The sequence below is a fragment of the Cephaloticoccus capnophilus genome (genome assembly GCF_001580045.1).
Lineage (GTDB): Bacteria > Verrucomicrobiota > Verrucomicrobiia > Opitutales > Opitutaceae > Cephaloticoccus > Cephaloticoccus capnophilus.
The window spans coordinates 69,172-90,815 of record NZ_LSZP01000059.1 but is presented as its reverse complement, the minus strand read 5'-3'; the positions used below and the strand labels follow the sequence as shown (position 1 = coordinate 90,815).

19 protein-coding genes and 1 tRNA gene are annotated in these 21,644 nt (G+C 61.6%); 6 read left to right on the top strand and 14 right to left on the bottom strand.

Going from position 1 to position 21,644, the window contains the following annotated elements:
• Nucleotides 1-3: 3 nt before the first annotated feature.
• Both ispD and pyrF read right to left on the bottom strand, forming a co-directional pair.
• Nucleotides 4-687, bottom strand: a complete 684-nt coding sequence (gene ispD / locus AXK12_RS07635) for a 2-C-methyl-D-erythritol 4-phosphate cytidylyltransferase (RefSeq protein WP_068713088.1) — start codon at nucleotides 685-687, stop codon at nucleotides 4-6.
• A complete protein-coding gene (gene pyrF, locus AXK12_RS07630) occupies nucleotides 684-1,421 on the bottom strand; it encodes an orotidine-5'-phosphate decarboxylase (protein WP_068713086.1) in 738 nt (245 codons plus the stop codon). Before pyrF ends, ispD begins: the two co-directional genes overlap by 4 nt.
• 93 nt (nucleotides 1,422-1,514) lie before the next feature.
• Here pyrF and ispE point away from each other — a divergent pair, with 93 nt between their 5' ends.
• Nucleotides 1,515-2,486: a 4-(cytidine 5'-diphospho)-2-C-methyl-D-erythritol kinase gene (gene ispE, locus AXK12_RS07625; protein WP_068713113.1), complete on the top strand. Its 972-nt coding sequence runs from the start codon at nucleotides 1,515-1,517 to the stop codon at nucleotides 2,484-2,486.
• Between the two features lie 112 nt (nucleotides 2,487-2,598).
• Nucleotides 2,599-4,401: a phosphoenolpyruvate--protein phosphotransferase gene (ptsP, locus tag AXK12_RS07620; RefSeq protein WP_068713084.1), complete on the top strand. Its 1,803-nt coding sequence runs from the start codon at nucleotides 2,599-2,601 to the stop codon at nucleotides 4,399-4,401.
• A gap of 59 nt (nucleotides 4,402-4,460) precedes the next feature.
• On the opposite strand, the gene AXK12_RS07615 is transcribed toward ptsP, so the two are convergent.
• The 3 genes from AXK12_RS07615 to AXK12_RS07605 all read right to left on the bottom strand — a co-directional run bounded on the left by AXK12_RS07615 (nucleotide 4,461) and on the right by AXK12_RS07605 (nucleotide 7,164).
• Nucleotides 4,461-4,544: transfer RNA gene (locus tag AXK12_RS07615), tRNA-Leu, on the bottom strand.
• Nucleotides 4,545-4,645: 101 nt separating this feature from the next.
• Nucleotides 4,646-4,939 (bottom strand): DUF3817 domain-containing protein, encoded by a 294-nt coding sequence (locus AXK12_RS07610; RefSeq protein ID WP_068713082.1) that lies wholly within the window; start codon nucleotides 4,937-4,939, stop codon nucleotides 4,646-4,648.
• Entirely contained in the window at nucleotides 4,936-7,164 is a 2,229-nt protein-coding gene (locus tag AXK12_RS07605; RefSeq protein WP_068713080.1) for an NADP-dependent isocitrate dehydrogenase, read from the bottom strand. Before AXK12_RS07605 ends, AXK12_RS07610 begins: the two co-directional genes overlap by 4 nt.
• A gap of 227 nt (nucleotides 7,165-7,391) precedes the next feature.
• On the opposite strand from AXK12_RS07605, the gene xylB reads away from it, so the two are divergent.
• Nucleotides 7,392-8,939, top strand: a complete 1,548-nt coding sequence (xylB, locus tag AXK12_RS07600; protein ID WP_068713078.1) for a xylulokinase — start codon at nucleotides 7,392-7,394, stop codon at nucleotides 8,937-8,939.
• Between the two features lie 95 nt (nucleotides 8,940-9,034).
• Nucleotides 9,035-10,585, top strand: coding sequence for an alpha-glucosidase/alpha-galactosidase (locus AXK12_RS07595; RefSeq protein WP_082782736.1), 1,551 nt, complete (start codon nucleotides 9,035-9,037; stop codon nucleotides 10,583-10,585).
• A 117-nt stretch (nucleotides 10,586-10,702) separates the two neighbouring features.
• On the opposite strand, the gene AXK12_RS07590 is transcribed toward AXK12_RS07595, so the two are convergent.
• The 3 genes from AXK12_RS07590 to trpC form a co-directional block, all read right to left on the bottom strand.
• Nucleotides 10,703-11,317, bottom strand: coding sequence for a hypothetical protein (locus tag AXK12_RS07590; RefSeq protein ID WP_231863596.1), 615 nt, complete (start codon nucleotides 11,315-11,317; stop codon nucleotides 10,703-10,705).
• Between the two features lie 94 nt (nucleotides 11,318-11,411).
• Nucleotides 11,412-12,275 (bottom strand): 16S rRNA (adenine(1518)-N(6)/adenine(1519)-N(6))-dimethyltransferase RsmA, encoded by an 864-nt coding sequence (gene rsmA, locus AXK12_RS07585; RefSeq protein WP_068713074.1) that lies wholly within the window; start codon nucleotides 12,273-12,275, stop codon nucleotides 11,412-11,414.
• Between the two features lie 44 nt (nucleotides 12,276-12,319).
• Nucleotides 12,320-13,123 carry an indole-3-glycerol phosphate synthase TrpC gene (gene trpC, locus AXK12_RS07580; protein ID WP_068713072.1) on the bottom strand — a complete coding sequence of 268 codons (804 nt, stop codon included), beginning with the start codon at nucleotides 13,121-13,123 and terminating at the stop codon, nucleotides 12,320-12,322.
• Between the two features lie 187 nt (nucleotides 13,124-13,310).
• On the opposite strand from trpC, the gene AXK12_RS07575 reads away from it, so the two are divergent.
• Both AXK12_RS07575 and AXK12_RS07570 read left to right on the top strand, forming a co-directional pair.
• Nucleotides 13,311-14,039 (top strand): MazG family protein, encoded by a 729-nt coding sequence (locus AXK12_RS07575; RefSeq protein WP_068713070.1) that lies wholly within the window; start codon nucleotides 13,311-13,313, stop codon nucleotides 14,037-14,039.
• Nucleotides 14,011-14,982, top strand: a complete 972-nt coding sequence (locus tag AXK12_RS07570) for a tyrosine-type recombinase/integrase (RefSeq protein ID WP_068713067.1) — start codon at nucleotides 14,011-14,013, stop codon at nucleotides 14,980-14,982. Before AXK12_RS07575 ends, AXK12_RS07570 begins: the two co-directional genes overlap by 29 nt.
• A gap of 89 nt (nucleotides 14,983-15,071) precedes the next feature.
• On the opposite strand, the gene hisH is transcribed toward AXK12_RS07570, so the two are convergent.
• The 6 genes from hisH to guaA form a co-directional block, all read right to left on the bottom strand.
• Nucleotides 15,072-15,866 carry an imidazole glycerol phosphate synthase subunit HisH gene (hisH, locus tag AXK12_RS07565; protein WP_068713064.1) on the bottom strand — a complete coding sequence of 265 codons (795 nt, stop codon included), beginning with the start codon at nucleotides 15,864-15,866 and terminating at the stop codon, nucleotides 15,072-15,074.
• Nucleotides 15,867-15,871: 5 nt separating this feature from the next.
• Nucleotides 15,872-16,468, bottom strand: a complete 597-nt coding sequence (gene hisB / locus AXK12_RS07560) for an imidazoleglycerol-phosphate dehydratase HisB (protein ID WP_068713061.1) — start codon at nucleotides 16,466-16,468, stop codon at nucleotides 15,872-15,874.
• Nucleotides 16,450-17,667 carry a pyridoxal phosphate-dependent aminotransferase gene (locus AXK12_RS07555; RefSeq protein ID WP_231863595.1) on the bottom strand — a complete coding sequence of 406 codons (1,218 nt, stop codon included), beginning with the start codon at nucleotides 17,665-17,667 and terminating at the stop codon, nucleotides 16,450-16,452. Before AXK12_RS07555 ends, hisB begins: the two co-directional genes overlap by 19 nt.
• Before the next feature lie 12 nt (nucleotides 17,668-17,679).
• Nucleotides 17,680-18,987 carry a histidinol dehydrogenase gene (gene hisD / locus AXK12_RS07550; RefSeq protein ID WP_068713059.1) on the bottom strand — a complete coding sequence of 436 codons (1,308 nt, stop codon included), beginning with the start codon at nucleotides 18,985-18,987 and terminating at the stop codon, nucleotides 17,680-17,682.
• 230 nt (nucleotides 18,988-19,217) lie between these two features.
• Complete coding sequence (locus AXK12_RS07545; protein WP_068713057.1) at nucleotides 19,218-19,979, bottom strand: hypothetical protein; 762 nt, start codon at nucleotides 19,977-19,979, stop codon at nucleotides 19,218-19,220.
• Between the two features lie 80 nt (nucleotides 19,980-20,059).
• On the bottom strand, nucleotides 20,060-21,601 hold the full coding sequence (gene guaA, locus AXK12_RS07540) for a glutamine-hydrolyzing GMP synthase (RefSeq protein ID WP_068713107.1): 1,542 nt from the start codon (nucleotides 21,599-21,601) through the stop codon (nucleotides 20,060-20,062).
• Nucleotides 21,602-21,644 lie beyond the last annotated feature (43 nt).

The following is a 21,644-nucleotide window of genomic DNA, read 5'->3' as shown; positions in this document are numbered from 1 at the left end:
GGATTAGGCAATTGGCGAACGCGTGAGGAGGTATTCGAGCCAAGCTAGGTCAGCAGGAGTAGTGAGTTTGGGCGCGGGCTGAGTGTTTTCTAAAATAGCTATCGGGTGCTTGAGCAGCTCTACGGCAGCCGCGTCGTCCGTGACGAGGAGTTCGCGGTCGGCGACGCGTTGATAGGCACGAACGATCAATTCGCGTGAGAAAACCTGCGGCGTCTCGGCAGCCCAAAGCGCATCGCGCTTAAGCGTGCGAAAGCGGTCGCCGTCGCGGCGCTCTTTCACAGTATCCGCGACGCGGTGGGCGAGGATGACGGCAGACTCGCGGCGCACGATCTTGTGCAGGGCGCGGAGTTGATCGGGCTGAATGAGTGGCCGCGCGCAATCGTGGATAAATACAAACTCGATGTCGCTGGGCAGCGCGGCGAGCGCGTTCATGACCGAGTCTTGGCGAGTGCGCCCGCCCTTCACCAAAACGGAAGGCGTGGGCGCATGCGCAGCGAGTGCCGTGAGTTGCTGGCGATCGCGGTAAACGACCGCGTAGTAATCGGCAACACCGCTCGCCGCAAAAGCGGCCGCCGAATACGTGAAGACCGGACGCTGCGCGAGCGGGGCAAGCACCTTATCGCTTACCGACCCGCGCATTCGGCGGCCACTGCCCGCCGCAAGGAGAATGGCAGCACTGCGACTCATTGTGCGGCGTGGGAAGAAAGTTTAGCCGACGACGCGTGAGCTGCCTCCTGCGCGATAAGCTTGGCGGCAGCGACTGGGTCGGGCGCATTAAAAATAGGGCGGCCTACGACGAGGAAGTTTGCACCGGCAGCCGCAGCTTGGGCCGGAGTGAGGATGCGCGCTTGGTCGTCGGTCGCCGTGCCGCTCGGGCGAATCCCGGGCGTGACAAGCGTAACGCTCGGCGCAAGCGCCGTGCGCAGGAGTGCGATTTCCAAGGGCGAGCACACGAGTCCGCCCAAGCCTGCTTCGACAGCGAGCGAGCCGAGTCGCCGCACTTGATCGGCAGGGCTGGCGGCGACGCCGGTTTCATGGAGGCTGCTTGCACTGGTCGAGGTGAGGACGGTGACGCCGAGCAGTAATAGCTCTGGCGCATGCTCGGCCCGAGCTCGCGCGGCCCATTGCATCATTTCGCGCCCACCACTCGTGTGGAGCGTAAGCATCCCGATCGGGAGCGAAGCGACGGAAGTGACCGCGCGTGCGACGGTGTTCGGGATGTCGTGGAGTTTGAGATCGAGGAAAACCCTGTAGCCAAGGTCGGCGATTTCGCGCACGCAGTCCGGCCCGCAAGCGGTGAACATTTCTAGCCCGACTTTGGCCCAGAGCACGGTGCCTTGGAGCTGGCGCAGCGCGGGCGCGATGTCGGCGGGGCGAGGAGCGTCGAGTGCGAGAATCAGTTCGCAGGGAGCGGAGGACATAGGGCGAGAGAGCGCGGCGGCGCAGAGCTTGATTTGCAAGAAAACTTCCGCTTGGGAGCCCCGCGCTTACACGCGATTTTCTCGGAATACACCATGATGCCCCTTTGCCTCCATGCACCCGCTAAGCTTAACCTCTTCCTCGCAATTACGGGGCGTCGCAGCGACGGCTTTCACTCCCTTGTGTCACTCGCGGTACCCTTGGATTTTGGCGACGAGCTGGAGCTGCGGATCACGGATAGGGAAACGGGCGACACGCGACTTCGTGTTGAGGGCGAGGCAAGCGCAGCCGAGGTCCCGAGCGGCCCGGATAACCTAGTACTGCGAGCCGCCAGCGCCTTTCGCGAGGCGAGCGGGTTTGCGCGGCCAGTCGAGTTTGTATTGAAAAAACGGGTACCAGTCGGCGCAGGGCTTGGGGGCGGCAGCAGCGATGCGGTGGCCGCGCTACGCGGGCTCAACACTTTGGCCGCAAAAGACGAGTGCGCGTTGGATGAAAAAACGCTTTGCGCACTTGCCGCAAAACTTGGCGCAGATTGCGCGTTTTTTGCCTGCGGGAAGCCAGCAATTATGCGCGGGCGAGGGGAGCGTATTGAGCCATTAAACGAAGCTGCGGCCAAGCGGCTGGGCGGGGGCTCGCTCTTCGTGTGCAAGCCTGCGTTCGGAGTGAGTACGGCCTGGGCCTATGGGGAGATGGCCACGCGTGCGGCCTCGGTAGAGGGAGGAGATTATTATGTCGCCGAGGCCGAAGCGGAGCGACTCTGCGGGCAGTGGTTAACAAGTGGAGTAGGGGCCGAGCAGCCGCTGGAGTCACTGACATTCAACAACATGGAGTCAGTCGTTTTTAGAAAATATCCGGCCTTACCCGTGCTCGCAGCGACTTTCCGCGAACGATTTGGGCTCATCTTGCGCATGAGCGGTAGCGGCAGCGCGTGCTTTGCCTTTTTACCCAAAGAAACGCGCGATGCCGCCGCAAATACCGCCCTTGTTCGGCAACTCAGCGAGTGCGTACGCGAGCTTTGGGGGCCGAGTGCGTTTAGCCGAGTCGTGCGCGTGAGAACAGGCGCGTAAAAACGACTCCGTAAAATTCCTCCGTCCGTAAATACGTTGACCGCGTCATGGTCGGCACCCGTTATTGTGAGTCTGTGCCGCTGGGCCGCCCCTAGCTCAGCCGCAAAACTCTATGGCGGATAACTCAGAAAAGACCGAAACCACGCTCCACGGTATCCCTGCATCCGAGGGCATCGCTTGTGGGCAGATTTTCCTCTTCGCGCGAAATCTCGTAGAGGTGCCGATCTACGTAGTGGATGCGGCCAAACGCTGCGACGAAGAAGCGCGTTTCGAGCGGGCCTTAGTGCAGGCCCGCCAGCAAATCTCGAAGATTCAGGCGCAAGTGGAGCGCAACATCGGCCAAGAGGAGGCGCGGATTTTCGATGCGCACCTCATGGTGCTCGAAGACCAAGCACTCATCGGCGAGACAATCCGTGAGTTCGAGACCACGGGGCTCAACATCGCCGCCTGCTTCAACCGCGTCTCCACGCGTTACATTAAGGCCTTTGGCGAAATCGACGACGAGTACCTACGCGAACGCGCGAGCGACTTGCGCGATGTCGCTCAACGCGTCCTCCAAAACTTACTCGGCCAAGCCGACACCAGCCTCAGCAAGCTGGCAGGTGAGCGGATCCTCGTCGCCAGTGACATCTCGCCCTCCGATGCCGCTGCACTCGACCGCAGCACCGCGCTCGCAGTGGTCACCGACTCGGGCAGTAAAACGAGCCACGCCGTCATCGTCGCCCGCTCAATGAAGGTGCCCGCAATCGTCGGCATGCACGACCTCACTCGGCGCGTGCGTAATGGCGATTGGGCTGTGGTCGATGGTTACGCGGGCCTCGTTATCCTAAACCCCAGCGAGGAGACCCGCGCCCGTTACCAAAAAATCAAAGCGCACAAGAAAACGCTCGAAGCGCAGCTCCTCACGGCCAACCGCGAGCCCGCGCTCACCGCCGATGGCGTGTCTGTCTCTTTGCTTGCGAACATCGAGCGGGCCGACGAGGCCACGCTCGTTAGCGACTATAATGCGGCGGGCGTAGGCCTATACCGCAGCGAATACCTATTCCTGGACACTGGGCGTATCCCGACAGAGGAGGAGCAAACGCTCGCCTACACCCGCGTCGCCGAAGCCCTCGCACCGCAGCCGGTGACGATTCGCACGCTCGACCTCGGCGGCGATAAGCTGATCGGCGGCGGGGGCGGGGGACTCCAGTTCTTCGCCTCACACAAGGAAAAGGAAGAAAACCCCTTCCTCGGGTTTCGCGCGATACGGCTGTGCCTTGAATATACCGAGATGTTTAAAGACCAGTTGCGCGCGATTTTGCGGGCCAGTGCGCACGGCAATGTCCGCCTCATGTACCCGATGATTAGCGGGGCCGAAGAACTCGCCCGCGCTAACGCTCTCTTAGAGCAGTGTAAGGCCGAGCTACGCACAGCGGGCGTCCCCTTCGACGAGGCCCTTCCGGTCGGCGCGATGATCGAAATCCCTAGCGCTGCGATGACCGTCGATGTTCTCGCGCAGAGCTGTGCATTTTTTAGCATCGGGACAAACGACCTCATCCAATACCTGCTCGCGATCGACCGAGTAAACGACCGCATCGCCCACCTCTACGAGCCGACGCATCCGGCAGTGCTGCGCACGCTGCGGCGCGTAATCGATGAGGCGCACGCCGCGAAACTCCCTGTGAGCTTGTGCGGCGAAGTTGGCGGCGATCCTGTCCTCGCACCGCTCTTGATTGGGCTGGGGATCGACTCCCTCAGCATGACCCCGCCGCTCATCCCCGCGGTGCGCTACGTCGTGCGTAACCTTACCATGCAACAAGCGCGTGAACTCGCCGACCGCGCCCTCGCGCTAGGTGACCCCAAGGCGATTCACGCGCTATGCCTCGACTTTTACCGCGACCATATGAGCCAAGCCGGCTGCGAAGTCTGGTAGCGCCTGCCGGCAAACGCGCGCCCAACAAAAAGGGGCTACATATAAAACCCATCTTGCGATGGTGCTCGGGAAAGGACTCGAACCTTCACGCCTTACGGCAAGGGCTTCTAAGACCCTCGTGTCTGCCATTCCACCACCCGAGCAAAGGGCTCCCCTCTCGAAAGAGGGAAGCGAAGACAAGCGCGTAACTTGTCGGTAAAGTCCACGAAAATTTCGCGACAGCGCGTTTGAAGTTTTAAGACAACTACGCGTTGCGCCCGCCGCCTTCCCACTCTTTTAGCCGTTTGTCGAAGAAGAAGGGCGCGAGTGGGATGAAGGTGATGCCGAAGACGGCGAGGGCGCGCTTGGCCGTCAGCTTTTCGCTCATCCACGCTTGGAGTAGAGCCCAGCACAGAATCAGGAAAAGAACGCCGTGGAGCATCCCCACGATGCGCACGGCTTGCGGTAAGCCCGCCGCGTATTTGAGCGGCATGGCGACGCCGAGGAGCAGGGCGAAGGAACTCGCCTCCGCGAGAACTATGGCGCGGAGGAAGCTCATAGTGAGGCGAGGATAGCGTTAAAGGTCGCGCTCGGGCGCATCGCGGCGGTAGCGCGCGCGTCGTCCGGTTGGTAGTAGCCGCCGATGTCGGTGGGCGAGCCTTGGACACCGAGAAGCTCGGCGCAAATCTGCGACTCTGAGGCAGCAAGTTTCTCGGCAATGGGCCTGAAGGTTGCCGCGAGCTCAGCATCTGCACTTTGCTCGGCGAGCGCCTGTGCCCAGTAAAGCGAGAGATAAAAATGCGATCCGCGATTATCGATGGTGCCGAGTTTGCGGCCGGGCGATTTGTCGTTTTCCAAGAAGCGGCCGTTGGCTGTGTCGAGTGCATCGGCGAAGACTTTTGCGCGCGGGTGCTTGAAGGTGAGCGCGAGGTGTTCGAGCGAGGCCGCCAGCGCGAAAAACTCCCCAAGGCTATCCCAACGCAGGTAGTTTTCCGCGAGGAATTGCTCGACGTGTTTCGGAGCGGAGCCGCCCGCACCGGTCTCAAAGAGCCCGCCGCCGTTCATTAACGGGACGATGGAGAGCATTTTGGCGGATGTGCCGACTTCGAGGATGGGGAAGAGGTCGGTCAGGTAGTCGCGGAGCACGTTTCCGGTGACGGAAATCGTGTCTTCGCCTTTCACGATGCGTTCGAGGCTGAAGCGGCACGCTTCGGCGGGCGGTAGAATGCGCAGGTCCAGCGCGCTCGTGTCGTGGTCTTTTAGATACGCCTCCACCTTGGCGATAATCTGCGCATCGTGGGCGCGAGCTTTATCGAGCCAGAACACGGCGGGCGTGTTGGAGAGGCGGGCGCGAGTGACGGCGAGCTTTACCCAGTCGCGCACGGGCGCATCCTTGGTCTGACACGCGCGCCATACGTCGCCGGCTTCGACGCGGTGCTCGAGGAGGACGGCAGCGCTGTTTGCATCGACGATCCGAATCGTGCCGTCGGCGGGAGCCTCGAAGGTTTTGTTGTGGGAGCCGTATTCTTCGGCGGCTTGCGCCATGAGTCCGACATTGGGGACGGAGCCCATCGTGCGCGGGTCGAGCGCGCCGTGCGTTTTGCAGAAATCAATGACCGCTTGGTAAATCCCGGCGTAGCAGCGGTCGGGGATGACAGCGAGGGCATCCTGGGGCTTGCCCTCGGCGTTCCACATTTTTCCGCCTGCGCGAATCATGGCCGGCATGGAGGCGTCCACGATGACATCGGAGGGGACGTGCAGGTTGGTGATCCCGTGGTCAGAATTGACCATCGCGACAGCGGGGCCACTGGCGAGCGCGGCAGTGATATCGGCCTCAATCGCGCTGCGTTCGGCAGCGGGTAAGGTTTTAGTTTTTTCTAAAAGGTCGCCGAGTCCGTTGTTCAAATCGACGCCAAGGCTGGCCAAGGCGGCGGCGTGTTTTACGAGCAGGTCTTTAAAGAAAACGCGCACCGCGTGGCCAAAGAGAATCGGGTCGGAGACCTTCATCATGGTCGCCTTAAGGTGTAGCGAGAAGAGCACGCCCTCGGCCTTTGCGCGGGTTATTTGCGCTTCGTAAAACGCCACAAGCGCACGTTTGCTGAGCCGGGTGGCGTCGATGATTTCGCCGGCGAGCAGCGGGAGTTTTTCGAGGAGCACTTTTGGCGCGCCGCCAGCGGCGGGCGCAAACTCGATACGCGCAGTCGTCGCAGCGGCCAGCGTGGTGGACTTCTCGTTGGCGTAAAAATCGTCACCCGACATCGACGCGACTGCCGTCTTCGAGTCCTGCGACCAAGCCCCCATCGAGTGCGGGTGAGCGCGGGCGTAGTCTTTTACCGCTTTGGGCGCACGGCGGTCAGAGTTGCCCTCGCGCAACACCGGATTCACCGCAGAGCCTTTTACGCGGTCGTATCGGGCCTTGGCGTCGCGCTCGGCGTCGTTGGTCGGATTTTCCGGGTAGTCGGGCACTGCATAGCCGTGCGCTTGGAGTTCGGCGATCGCTTCTTTGAGTTGGGGCAGCGAGGCGGAAATGTTGGGCAGCTTAATGATGTTGGCCTCGGGCTTGAGCGTGAGTGCACCGAGTTCGGCGAGTGCATCGCCCACGCGCTGCGCGTCACTGAGCTTTTCGGGAAACTGCGCGAGGATGCGCGCGCCTACCGAGATGTCGCGCGTCTCGACTGCGATGTCCGCATGCTTCGCGAAGGCCTGCACGATGGGCAGCAGCGAGTAGGTGGCGAGGGCGGGGGCTTCGTCGGTTTTTGTGTAGATGATCGTGGGCTTAGACATGGATCGTGGCTGATGCTGTGTTTTGAGGCTGGTAAAAAACCGCAGAGCGTGGTCGCGAGGCGCGCGCGGTCAAAGGTCAATTCGCATACAGCCCTCCCGCCTCCGCAGCTATCAGTGCGCAAAATACAGGCAGTCTTTTTTATAAAAGCGTGGCTTCACAGTTCTGGGCATTTGTGCGCCAATGCCGGCCTCTTCCCGTCTCCCCTCAACCTCAGTTCCTAATCCCCATGAGTTTGTTTATCGGCATCGATTCCGGCACGCAAAGCACCAAGGCAATCGTCCTCGACCTCGCGCAACGCAAAACACTCGCGCGCGCTCAAGCCCCGCATCACCTCATCGAAGGTCTGCCCGCTGGCCACATGGAGCAGCACCCGCAAGACTGGTGTGCGGCGCTCGATACCGTGATTGCCGCCGTGGTCGCAAAAATCGGCGCACGCCGCGCCAAACAAGTGCGCGGCATCGGCATTTCCGGCCAGCAGCATGGACTCGTCGTTCTCGACGCTGCAGGCCAACCCATCCGCCCCGCAAAACTCTGGTGCGATACCTCGACCACTAAGGAGTGCGAATTGCTGACGGCCAAGCTGGGCGGCGCAAAAGCCGTCCTGCGCAAAACCGGCATCCCTTTTCTGCCCGGCTACACCGCCCCCAAACTCCTCTGGCTAAAGCGCAACGAGCCCGCCAACTTCCGCCGCCTCTTTGGCAAAGGCAAAGGCGCACGGGGGAAAGTCCTCCTGCCGCACGATTTCCTTAACTTTTACCTCACGGGCCGCGCGTTTATGGAATACGGCGACGCCTCGGGCACTGCGCTCATGGATGTGCGCCGCCGCCAATGGTCGCGCGCCGCAGTTGACGCTATCGACCCGCGCCTCGCCGAGGTGCTCCCGCCGCTTTCTCGCTCGGACGAAATTGTAGGAACGCTGCTTCCTGAAATCGCCGCCAAGTACGGGCTCTCGAGCGACTGCATCGTTTCGGCGGGCGGCGGCGATAACATGATGGGCGCGATCGGCACGGGTAACGTCCGCCCCGGCGTCATCAGCGCGAGCTTTGGCACCAGCGGCACTATCTACGCCTATTCGCAGAGTGCGATCGTCGATCCCGAAGGCGAAATCGCCGCCTTCTGCGACTCGACCGACGGTTGGCTGCCGCTGCTTTGCACGATGAATGTCACCACCGCTACCGAAGCTGTGCGTAACCTCTTCGGTAAAGACCACGACGCCTTCGATGCGGCGGTTGCAAGTGTGCCTGCTGGCGCGGACGGCCTCCTGCTCTTGCCCTATCTCGCAGGCGAACGCACGCCCAACGTGCCGGATGGCTCGGGCGTTTTCCTCGGGCTCACAGCCCAAACTATCAGTCAAGCGCACCTGGCCCGCGCGACGATGGAGGGCGTGACGCTCGGGATGAATTACGGACTCCGCCGCCTCGCCAAGCTCGGCGTGAGCGCAAAGGAGATTCGCGTGACTGGCGGCGGCGCACGCTCGGCCGCGTGGCGCCAAATCATGGCCGATGTCTTCGGCGCGCGCGTCGTCCCAATGCTGGAAGACGAAGGCGCGGCACTCGGCGGCGCGATTCAAGCGGCGTGGGCGCTTGAGCGGCAAAGTAACCCTAAAGCAAAAATCACCGCGCTTACCGACTCGCTCGTCGCCGTAGATGAAGCCCGTGCCTGCCGTCCGGACAAAACGCGCCACGCGATCTATTGCGAGATCCAGGCAGTGCAGGACAAGTTGAGCACAAGCCTTCGCGAGGTCTTCGCGCGGCAGCGCGCTCTGGCCTCCTGAGCCCAGACCAAGCGCCCAACTCTCGCTTACGCGCAGCATCATCCGCTGCGCTTCAGCTTCACCCGCTCAACGCGAATCCCCGAACCTCCGAGCCCATGAGTGCCGCTAAAAAACCGACCTTGCCCCGTAAGCCTGCGAATCGATCGCGCGCGCCGAAATCGATCGGGCACACCTCGCACACGCAGGACGCCGAAACGCACGGATTAGCTGGCGAGTGTCTGCGTCCGATCAAGATCACGCTCCTCGGCGCGGGCAGCGGCTTCACGCCTCGCCTCATAAACGATATTTTGCGCATCCCGGGCAATCGAGGCGGGACGATTGCACTCGTCGACATCGACGCCAAGCGGCTCTCCACGATGGTGAAACTGATTAAGCGATTGGTGGAGCAGCTCGGTGGAGCAGGGGTCTGGGCGATTGTGGGCTCCGCGCAACGGCGCGAAGTGATGGCCGACTCTGACTACCTCATCAACTGTATCGAGGTCAGCGGCACGGACTGCGTGGACTACGAAAATGATATTCCGGCCAAATACGGAATCGACCAATGTATCGGCGACACGCTTGGGCCGGGCGGACTGTTTAAGGCATTGCGGACGGTTCCCGTGTTTCTCGATGTGCTGCGCGATGCGGAGGAGCTATGCCCGCAGGCGATAGTCCTCAATTACACGAATCCGATGGGGATGATGTGCCTTGCGGCGGGGCGAACTTCGCCGATGCAGGTGGTGGGGCTCTGCCACTCGGTGCAAGGGACAAGCCAGCTTTTGGCGGAGCGGGCAGGCGTGCCGCTTAGCGAGATCGAGTGGGAATGCGCGGGGATCAATCACCTCGCTTGGTTCACTAAGTTTGAGCACGGCGGGCGCGATCTTTACCCCTTGCTCAAACGGAAGGCCGAGGCAGAGCTCAAACGTGCGTTTAAAGATGGGCGACCGAAGAACCCGCAGCGCACGAGTCCGAGCGCTTGGGAAGCGGCCGAGTGGCATCGCGACATCGTGCGCAAAGACATGATGCTGCACTTCGGCGCTTTTATTACCGAAGGCAGCGGCCACCTCTCCGAGTATTTACCCTACTACCGGAAACGGCCTGACCTTGTGCAAAAGTATGCTCGCGAAGGCTACGATGGCGGTAGCCGTTTCTACGCGAGCAACTGGCCAACGTGGCGCACACTAGCCGACGCGCAGCGTGACCGGTGGCTAGCAGGGGAAGAGCCGATGGAGTGGGAGCGCAGTTGGGAATACGCGAGTTGGATTATTGAGGCGCGGGAGAAGGACACGCCGATTCGGATACACGGTAACGTGATGAATAACGCGGCGAATCCTAGGGCTGGATCGGGTAGCGGCGGGGCGGGCGGACAACTCATCACCAACCTTCCTAGCGACGGCTGTGTAGAAGTCGCCTGCATGGTGGATCGCGGCGGGATTCACCCGACTCGCTACGGTGCGCTCCCTGCACACATGGCCGCGCTCTGCGCCTCAAATATGTCGATGATCGATCTGGGCGCACAGGCCTGCGTAGAGCACTCGATCGAAAAGGCGATCTACGCGTTGATGCTTGATCCGCTAACTGCCGCCGTCTGCTCCCCCGCCGAAATTAAAGAAATGACCCTCAAACTCTTTAAGGCCGAAAAACGGTTTTTACCCAAGTTCAGCTAGGGCCTACTCCCGTTTCAAACGCGGCCGCGCTGCGGCTTACGGCGCAGCCCGAAGAGACGGGGCAGGATTTTTCGCAGCTAAATCTTGTAGTCGGAAGGGGAGCTTATCCTGCGCTTCTCAGCGCCTCGGCTCGGCGAATTGCATCGTTGCGAGCAGTGCGTCGAGTCGGCTCGCGAGGAGCGCGTTTTCTTCTTCGGCAGTCATCTTGTGGGCCTTGCCGAGGCGCTCGCTTAACTCAGTGCTCAAGACGTAGATGACGCCGTTTTGCGCAAAGATGAGGTTGCCTCGTTTGGCGACGGGCAGTGCCGCGCGCGCCTCGGCAAAGGGCGTGGGAAACATGCTGCCTCCGGGCAGTAGCGTAACGCAAAACACCACGCCTCCGAGCCGCCCCGCATCAAACTGTGTGGCCTCAATCTGCGAGCCGGGAAACATTCGCGCGAAGTCCGGCATCACCAGTGTCGTAAAAAATGCGTTGAGATAGTCCTCGCGCTCCATCGTCGAGAGTTCCCAACGCTGCGTCGCATCCAGCTCAAAGGCGCCGATGCTGACGTGCACGGAGTAGTCGTCACGAAAAACGACTACATTTCCCGTGTCTGAAATCGTGCCACCAAGCTGCAGGAGCACGGGAATCTTTACGCGATAGAGCCCGCCGGGGGCGACGTAGTGATCGCCCTCAATGCGCCCGACCACTCTCTGAGTTGGAGCAGAGGAGCGAGATTGTTGGGCGAGCACAGTTTGAGGGGCAAAGAAAGCAGTAGCTGCGAGGCACAGCGCGATAAGGGGAGAGGATAAGCGCGACATCGTGGGGCGAGAGTAGGGGAGAGCCTTATCTAGTTTCAAGCGGGCGTATGCAGTGTGCCTCTAGTTTTTGCCAAAGGGAAATCGGCACGGCCTCGGGCCTCGTTTTAGGCGAAAAGCCCGCTGCAGCCAGCTCGTCGAGCCAGTTAGCCGCCGCATTTTGCGGCAAAGGGCCGCCGCTCACGCCGCGCAGCAAACTGCCGAGTTGCTTCCGCCGTTGCTGGAAACAGGCACGAATTACGGCCTGCGTTTCGGTCGAAAACACGAAGGGCCGCTCACGGCGCACGAGGTGCAGCAGGTATGAATCCACGTCAGGCCTCGGGTAAAAACAAGTTCCAGCGACCCGATGCCCGGGGGCGATTTCGTAGGCCGATTGTAGGAAAATCGAAACCGCCCCAAATGCCTTCGTCCCAGGCTGCGCCGCGTAACGCTCCGCCGCTTCGAGCTGGAGCATCAAGACCGCGCGCTTGGGCAAAGCCAGTCCACTCAGCACGCCAACCATCCACGGGGTGGAAATCGCATAGGGCAGGTTAGCGACGATCTTTGCGGTCGCAGCCAGCTCTTCCGGCAGTCCGGCCAACGGATGCTCCACCGCGTCGCCTTCCATAAGGTGCAGTCCCGGCAAGGCACCGAGGGTTTCGCGCAGGTGTTCGCAGAGTCGCCTGTCTTTTTCGACGGCCCAGACCTCCGCGCCCGTAGCGAGCAGCGCGCGTGTGAGCGTCCCCAAGCCCGGGCCAACCTCCACCACGCGGTCGCCACTCGCGACCTGCGCGAGCTCGAGCGACTTTCGCACAATATTCCCATCGACCAAAAAATTCTGCCCGAGAAACCGTTTCGGGTTGTGCCCGAGCTGGGCGAGTAGGTCGCGCGTCGCGGTGTAGCTGAGCGGCATGGCCCGTTTTCTGTGTTTTCGCGCTTCGCGCCGTGCGGCTCTCTTTAGGCGTTTGCGAGCGATTGGAGCAGTGCCTGCGGATCGGGTGCGCGCATTAACGACTCGCCAACGAGGATCGCATGCGCACCGGCGGCCCGCGCCCGCGCCGCATCGGCGGCGGTCGCAATTCCGCTCTCGCTCACCGCGATTACATTTTTGGGGAAACGCGGGATGAGCCGCTCGCTGAAAGCGAGATCCGTCTTGAACACCGCCAAATCGCGGTTGTTCACGCCGATGATCTTCGCGCCGTGGGCCAGCGCCCGCGCCAACTCCGGCTCTTCGTGGATTTCAAAAAGGGCGTCCAGCCCTGCTGCCTGCGCCGCCGCGTAGAGCGTGGCAATCGTCGGGTCATCAAGTGCACGGACGATAATCAAAATCGCACTCGCCCCGGCCTCGCGCGCCTCACGTACCTGAGTCGGGTGCAGCATGAAGTCCTTGCGCAAACACGGAACACTAGGCGGTTCGCGTCGCAGCATTTCCACTACGTCGCGCAGGTCGCCGAGCTCACCGCCGAAATACTTGTTATCGGTCAAAACAGAAAGCGCACTGGCTCCGGCGGCTTGGTAACGGCGCGCTTGCTCAGTCGCACTTGCGTTTTCGGCAATTGCGCCCGCCGAGGGCGAGCGGCGTTTGATTTCCGCAATCACGGCGAGCCTGTCGTCGTCGGGCCGTCGCAGTGCCTCGGCAAAAGAAGGCGGGCGGGGGAGCGAAGCATCCAGTTCGCGCAACTCGTCGAGCGGGACCTCCCGCAAGACAGGGGCGATTTCGCGCCGCTTGTGCGCCATGATTTCCAAAAGCTTGTCGGACATATTGATAGTGGATGTCTTCTCTCTCTACAGGCATCTGGGATCAACCCCATAAGATGTGGGACGCTTTCGCAAAGGCAGGGGAAGCCCACACCGTGCGCAAACACGCGCAGGGCCAATGAAACGGGGCGCAGGCCCTTTTGGCTTTGCCGTTTTTTTCAAAACTTCGGCATAATTTGCCGCACGACTCATGAGCCAAGCCATCGACGAACTTCGCCGCACAATCGCCCGCCTGCGCGGCCCGGGCGGCTGCCCTTGGGATCAAGAGCAAACGCACGAGTCGCTCGTGCGCTGCCTCATCGACGAAGTCAGCGAACTCATCGAGACAATCGACCAAGCCGACATGCCGCACATGCGCGAAGAACTCGGCGATGTGCTAATCCAAGTCGTCTTTCACGCCCAGCTCGCCGAGGAGGCAGGTCACTTCGACCTCGACGACGTCGCTCGCGAAGTGAACGCCAAACTCATCCGCCGCCATCCCCATGTTTTCGGTGAAGGCGCCGCGCGCACAGCAGTCGAAAATACCGCGCAACTCTTCGTCCAATGGGATGCAATTAAGGCACAAGAAAAGGCCGCGAGAGGGGTGAGTAATGCCAGCGCCCAGCCTCGGCTTTTTAAAGCCCAGCCACCGCGACTGCCCGCGCTGATGTTTGCCGAAGGCGTTTGGAAACAAGCCCGAAAGCAGAGCCTAACATCTGCGCTTCCGGTGGAGGTCGCCCAGATCGCGCAACGCGCCGAAGGTTTAGACGAAGCCCAGCTTGGCCGTGCGCTCTTTGAACTCTGTGCCGCCGCACAACAGGCCGGGCTCAACCCCGAGGATGCGTTGCGCCGCTGGACAAGCCAACTGGTCGATCACGCTGAAGCTGTCAGCAGCCCTGCCGCCAACGCCCATGCCGCAAAATCCGAAAACGGAAACTGAACACGCAGAAGCGGAGGCGGAAATCCCGTCGGCAGTCCTCGCGCGCTGGTGGATGCCGTTTGCCGATTTTTTGGGAAAAGAGCGACATTACTCACCGTATACGATTCGCAACTACGCCCGAGCGTTTGAGGATTTTTACTGGTGGCTGCACGCCGCCGGACTTTGGACGGAGGACGGACTCGAAGGCCTCGACCCGCGCGATATGCGCGACTTCGTGATTGAGGCGCAGCACCGCTACAGTGCGCGCACGCTTCACAATCACGTCTCTGGGCTGCGCTCGCTGATTAAATTCTGGCTGAGCCGCGAGCGCATCCGCCGCGATCCGTTTCTCGGAGTGCCGCTACCCAAACTTGAGAAAACGCTGCCCAAATTTTTGACGGAGGATCAAATGAAGCGGCTTCTTCTTGGCCCGCAGCGACTCCTCGAAAACGAAGCAATCGAGCCTTTCCTCGCGTGGCGCGACCGGCTGGCGATGGAGCTGCTTTATGGGGCAGGGCTACGTGTGAGCGAGCTCGTCAGCCTCAATTATGGAATGCTCAATTTGAACGATGGAATCGCCCGCGTCTTGGGAAAAGGCCGCAAAGAGCGGCTTTGCCCAATAGGAAAGGTCGCTCTCACGGTGCTTAAAAAATTCCGCCGCGATTTTGCGCGATTTACTGGCCCGAGCGATCCCGTGCTCGTAACGCCGGAACACGCGCGCGTTTCCGTAGCCCAAGTCGAAAAACTCCTCAAGCGCTACCTCGCGCTCGCAGAACTTCCGCTGGAGATCAGCCCGCACAAACTCCGGCACAGCTACGCGACACATCTGCTCAACGCGGGCGCCGACCTGCGACTCGTCCAAGAACTGCTCGGCCATGCGGAACTCGCGACCACACAAGTTTACACACACGTCAGCGTGGCCCGCCTCCAAGAAATCTACGCCAAAGCTCATCCGCGTTCCTAGGGTCTGATTGGTGGCATGCCTGAGCGGAGAACAATCATCATTATGTTTAATCAATGAAGGTTCAAAAAATGACCGCGGCTCCACCCTATCTATGGCTTGGCACAGAGGTTTAGGAAATTCCGGTAAATCTGGAGCCCGCGAGCTTGGCTTTTTTCGGGGTGAAACTGCGTGGCGTAGCAATTCCCTCGCGCAATCGCCGCAGTGAATGCGCCTCCATAGTCGCACTCGGCGAGCACGAGGCTACGGTCGCTCGGCGCACAATAGTAACTGTGCACAAAGTAGAATGCCTCGCCCTCCGTTTCGAGTCCTTCGAGGAGTGGCGAATTCGGCTGAGTGAAGCGCACGGTGTTCCAGCCCATGTGCGGCACTTTGTAGTCTGGCGGAAGACGAAAGCGGCGCACCGTGCCGGGAAAAACCCCCAGCCCGGGCGTCAGCAAATTTTCTTCGATTAGTGCTTCTCCGTTTGCGCCAACGGCAGACGCAGCGGCCTCGCCTGCGATCGCGCCGCCGTGCAAAAAGGCAGACTCTGCGAGCCCTTCTTCCGATGATTCAAACAGAGCCTGCATCCCGAGGCAGACCCCGAGGAAAGGCCGATCAGCGGCGATCCACTCGCGGATTTTTTGGTCAAAACCGCTCGCGCGCAGCGCGGAAATACAATCGGCCAGTGCGCCCACCCCGGGGAGCACGAGTCCTGCCGTCGCAGCGTCATCCGCGTTGCGGGTCACGCCCACAGTGGCCTCGCGAGCCGCGCGAAGCTCTTCGGGGCGCGTCACGACGCGCACCCTCGCGCCTACCGCTTCCAAGGCTTTGGCGACGCTGCGCAAGTTGCCCATCCCGTAATCAATCACCGCCAACTCCGGTGCCGATTTTTTGCCTTCGCTCATCGTTTTTACAGCGCGCCTTTCGTGCTGGGGAGTGAGTTGGCCGAGCGAGGGTCAATCTGCGTCGCGGCATCAAGTGCGCGGGCGAGTCCCTTAAAAATCGCCTCGGCGATATGGTGCGGCTCCTCTCCGTAGAGCAGTGTCACATGCAGGTTACAGCCGAGCGCGTTGCTGAAGGCTCGCGCAAACTCCTTGACCAAGATTAGGTTAAAATCGCGCACAAACATCGTGGGCGCGGCTACGTCATACGCGAGGCAGGCGCGCCCGCTCAAATCGACGGCCACCCGCGCGAGCGTCTCATCCATTGGCAGCAGGAAAAACCCGTAGCGGCGGATGCCGAGTTTATCGCCCACGGCCTCGCGAAATGCGTTGCCCAGCACGAGCCCCACGTCCTCGACCGTGTGGTGGTAGTCCACCTCGACATCGCCCACGGCCTTCACCTCCAAATCGAAGAGTCCGTGCCGCGCAAAGAGCTCCAGCATGTGGTTAAAAAATGGGATGCCCGTATCGACTCGCGAAGTACCGCTGCCGTCGATCCCGAGCGTGAGTTGGATATCCGTCTCCGCCGTCTTGCGGCTGAGCGTTGCTATGCGTGGTGAAGCCATTCTTGGAGGGTGTGCCAGAGTGTGAGCATTTGCTCGTCGGTGCCGACCGTGATTCGCAGAAAAGGCGCGGTCAAGGGACTTGGGAAGTGGCGCACGAGGATCCGCCGCTCACGGAGGAAATCGTAGGCCGCCTGCGCGACCGCCGCCCCTGTCTCGCCGCGCCCATTTCGCGGCTCCACAAACAGGAAGTTCGCCTGTGAGGGGTAACAAAACCAGCCCTGCTCGGCGAAACGTGTGAGGGCCGCATCGCGCGTCGCGCAAACCCGCGCTATCACGTGCGCGTAATACTGCGGGTCGCCGAGCGCGGCGAGCGCGGCGGCTTGGGAGAGCCGGTTGACGTTGTAACTGTCGCGCACGCGGTCGAGCAGCGCGATGACGCGTTCGTGCGCGAGACAGTAGCCGACACGAATTCCCGCCAACGCGTAGGCTTTTGAAAAGGTGCGCACCACGATGAGGCGCGGGTAACGCGCCAAAAGCCCCACCGCATCTTCGCGTGCAAATGGCGCGTAAGCCTCGTCCACGACAAGCAGCCCATCGTAGGCCGCGAGCAGCGCCTCAATCTGCGCTGCGCTAAACCCGACTCCAGTTGGTGCATTGGGCGAAGTGAGGAAAAAAATCGCCGCGCCCGAGCTCGCGATTTGCTCAAGCGGCAAACGCATTGAGCGGTCAAACTTGATTTCGATGCTTTGCCCGTTGGCGATTCCGACCAGCACCGGATACAGCGAGTAGCTCGGCAGCGTAAACCCAGCGGCACGGCCACTCTCGCTCCCCTGCCCTGCGCCCTCCGCGCAAAAGCAGCGGACAAGCAGGTTGAGAATATCGTCCGAGCCATTGCCCACGCAGACGTTTGCCACACGAAGCGCACTCGTGCCATTTATCCCCGCTGCGCTCAACGTTGTGTTGTGATGCGCGGCAATCGCGGCGCGCAGCACGGCACTCGTCGGCTCGGGATAAAGCCGCAGCGCCGCGCCGACTTCCCCCGCCGCGCCGTCTGCGCCGAGCTCAGCCGCGACTGCTTTAGCGACCGCCGGGCTCGGCGGATACGGGCACTCGTTGGTGTTGAGCTTTATCCAGCCGGGCTCGGTCGGTTGGAGTCCGGGCGTGTAGGCGTGAAGCGCGGCAACATGCGGCAGCGCGAGCGAGTCGAAATCGGGCGGCGTGGAGGCCGTAGCCGAAGGAGTGGTGTTGGGCGAAGGCACGGTGCGGAAAAGTTAGTCCTGTTGTGGCGCGACGCGGATTGAGACGGAGCGACCATGTGCGTCGAGCTGCTCCATGGCGGCAAAGGCAGCGACCACCGGCTCTGCCTTGGCGACGCTCTCTCGGTCGTAGCGGACGAGGCTCGTCCGCCGCACAAAATCCGCCACACGCAAGCCGCTAAAGAAGCGACCGCTGCCGCCCGTCGGCAGCACATGGCTCGGCCCTGCAGTGAAGTCCCCCAGTGCGGTCGGCGTATGATTCCCAATCATAATCGCTCCGGCGGTGGTGATCTTTTTCAAGAGCGCGGCCTCAGCATCGGGCTCGACGATGAGCTCCAAGTGCTCCGGCGCGACGGTGTTGGCGATTGCGGCGGCCTCGTCCAAACCCGCTACGACGATGATCAAAAAACCCACGTCGAGGACGCGTTGCGCTTTTTCGGAGCGGCTAAGTGTCCGGGCCTGGGCGGCGATTTCGGACTCGATCGCGCTGGCAAGCGACTCGCTCGTGACGACCAAGTAAACCTTTTCTCGCCCTGAGCCGTGCTCTGCCTGCGCCAGCAAATCGCTCGCCACAAAATCCGCGCGCGCCGTCTTGTCGGCGACGACCATTAGCTCGCTCGGGCCCGGCAGCGAATCGACACCGACCGTCCCAAACACCTGCCGCTTGGCTTCGCAGACATAGGCATTGCCCGGGCCGAAAAGTTTATCGACGCGGCGAATCGTCTCCGTCCCGTACGCCATCGCGCCAATCGCCTGCACACCGCCGATTCGGTAGACCTCGCTTATCCCGAGGAAATGCAGCGCCGCGAGCAGCCCATCGGCGACGCGCCCCTGTGCATCCGAAGGCGTGAAGACGGCGATTTCTGGGCAGCCTGCGATTTTCGCCAGAGTGGCGGTCATCAGCACGGTGGAGACCAGCGGCACTTGCCCGCCCGGCACGTAAAGCCCCACGCGGCGAATCGGGTCAAACTTCTCGCCGACCGTCGCGCCATGTGGGTTTTTGTGCTGCCACGGCTGGGCGAGCCCTTCGCGATTGTAAGCGAGGATGGCCGCATGTGCGGACTCGATTGCGCTGCGCTCCGCAACTGGCAAGCGCGCGTAAGCGGCGGCGAGCCCTTCGGGCGAAACGCGAAACTCGCTCGGTGCAAGCCGCGCCCCATCGAACTTTTCGGCGTAGTGGGCGACCGCTACATCAGCGCGCTCGCGGACGTCGGCGAGGATAGCGGCGACCGATTCGGTGATTTGCGCAGGCACGGCCGCCTCGCGGCAAAACGCGGCCAACTCGCGGTCAAAGTCTTCGGAGCTAGTGGTTAAAAGGCGCACGACCGAAGAGCTACGCGCCCGCCTCCGCCCTCCGCAATCGTCTTCTCACGCCCAGCCGGATATGACCGGGTTGGCTCCACATTGGGCTGCCCTAGCTCAAGGAACGCAGCGAGCAGAGCACTGCCCTCAACGACATTTTAGGGAACGACAGGAGCGCCCTACTCGCTTTATCCCAAAAATCGGAAGCGATAGGCGGAGTTAGCGTGGGAGCGCCCCCAGCTCAGCGCCTCTCAATCCACCAACGAGGGCGTCTCGAACGCATCGGCTGCGATCGGGCCGTTTACCACGATACGGTCGAAATTGATCACCGTGATTTGGCGGCTGCCGTCGGGGAGCGGGGCCGTGGTGGTCAGCTTTTGCGGAAACTTAATGCCCGCGGTTTCGATGACGCCGCTTTCGCGAATCGTCTCGCCGCGCGCGGTCTCGGTCATCACGAGCCGACCGGTCACTTGGTTAAAATAGCGGTAAAAAACGATGTCGCGATCATGGATGAAGGCGACTTTTCGGCAGGGTTGGCCATCGACCGTGGCGCTACCTTGGTCTTCGATCCGGCCTCCGGCGGATTCGAGCCCGCGATAAAACGAGAGGTTTTCAAAGGCGTTAGCGCGGAGGTTTTTGATTTGCGGCGCTTGGAGAACAGAGAGGCTCCACTGGTTTTTGTCGGCAGCCGGGACGACGTGGTGCCACGCATCGTAGCCGTCGAGCACCGTGACCTCGACGCCGCGCTCGCTGCGAATGACGCTGCGTTGGCGGTAGGGCTTTTCAAAGGTGATCTCGACCGTGATCGGCTCCTTCAAGTCGGCCCCCGCGCTGCCGAGGTCGAGCGTCCCGTAAATTTGTAGGTTTTTAACCGCGTCGAGTGCCGGGTCTTTGGCGAGGTAGGCGCGGGCTTTGGTAATAATGGGTAGCTCGGCAGCGTGCGCGGCAGTGGCGGCGAACACAGTGAATGCGAGCAGGGCGGTAAACAGGGAGCGGTGGAGCTTAGGTTTCATGATTCGGGCTTTTGGGAAATTACAGGAAGAGTGAATAAGGTGAAGCGTGGGTGGCTAACACCCGGCTGAGGACTCGCGCGCTACTCCCACTCGATGGTCGCAGGCGGCTTGGAACTGATGTCGAGGACGACGCGGCTGACATCGCGAACTTCGTTGGTGATCCGATTCGAGATGTGTTGAAGCAAGTCGTAGGGCAGTCGCGTCCAGTCCGCAGTCATCGCGTCGATACTTTCGACCACGCGCACCGCGATAACCCACGAGTAGTTGCGCTCGTCGCCAATAACGCCGACCGACTTCACCGGCAGAAACACGCAGAAGGCTTGCCAGACTTTGGCATACCAGCCGCTTTTGCGCATCTCTTCGAGGAGGATGGTGTCGGCCTGGCGGAGGACTTCGAGCTTGTCGCGTGTCACTTCACCGAGGACGCGCACGCCGAGCCCGGGCCCGGGAAACGGATGCCGCCAGACGACTTCGCGCGGCAGTCCGAGCGCCTCGCCGACGGCACGCACCTCGTCCTTAAACAACTCGCGCAACGGCTCTAGGAGCTTGAGCTTCATCCGCTCGGGTAGCCCGCCGACGTTGTGATGGCTTTTGATGAGTGCGGCGGGGTTGTTGTCGATGGCGACCGACTCGATCACGTCTGGGTAGAGCGTGCCCTGGGCGAGGTAATCGACCCCTTTGCCGATTTGCTTGAGCGATTTTTCAAAGACTTCGACGAAGGTGCGCCCGATGATTTTGCGCTTTTGTTCGGGCTCGGAAACACCCTTTAAGCGGCGAAGGAAAAGTGCGGACGCATCGACTACGCGCAGGTCGATTTTAAAATGGCGCCCGTAGAGTGCTTCGACCGCCTCACGCTCACCCGCGCGGAGCAGCCCGTTGTCCACAAACACGCAAGTCAGTTGCTTGCCGATGGCGCGATGGAGCAGCGCGGCGGCCACCGACGAATCCACGCCGCCCGAAAGGCCGAGCAGCACGCGCGACTTGCCAACCGTGCGGCGGATGTCGCTCACCGCGTGCTTAATAAAGTCCTTCGTCGTCCAGTCCTGCGTCGCGCCGCAAACGTTTAGGAGGAAGTTCCTGAGGACGTCGCTGCCGCGCTCGGAGTGAAACACCTCGGGGTGAAACTGGATGCCATAAAAATTTCGCGCACGGTCTTCGATGACCGCGTAGGGCGAGTTTTCGGTAGTGCCGATGGCCGCAAAGCCCGGTGGCAGCGCGGTAAGTTTGTCGCCGTGGGAATTCCACACGCGCAGCTTGCGCGGCAGTTTATTAAACAGGCGGCCCGGCTTGGCGATGGAGAGCGTGCCGTGGCCATATTCGCGCTCCTTGCTCTTGGCGACGGCACCGCCAAGGAGCCGCCCCATCAGTTGCACGCCGTAGCAAATCCCCAGAACCGGAACGCCGAGTTCGAAGATTTTCGGATCGGGCAGCGGTGCGTTTTTTGCAAACACGCTGCTCGGCCCACCGGAAAGGATGATGCCGATAACACCGTCGGCGCGAAGCTGCTCGGCACTCGTCCCATAAGGATAGAGCCGCGAATAAGCCTCACATTCGCGGATACGGCGCGCGATGATCTGCGTGTATTGGGAACCGAAATCGAGGACGGCAATCGTCTGAGGCATGGGCAGTGCGGGCTGACAGCGGGTGGGTCGGGTGAGCGAAAAC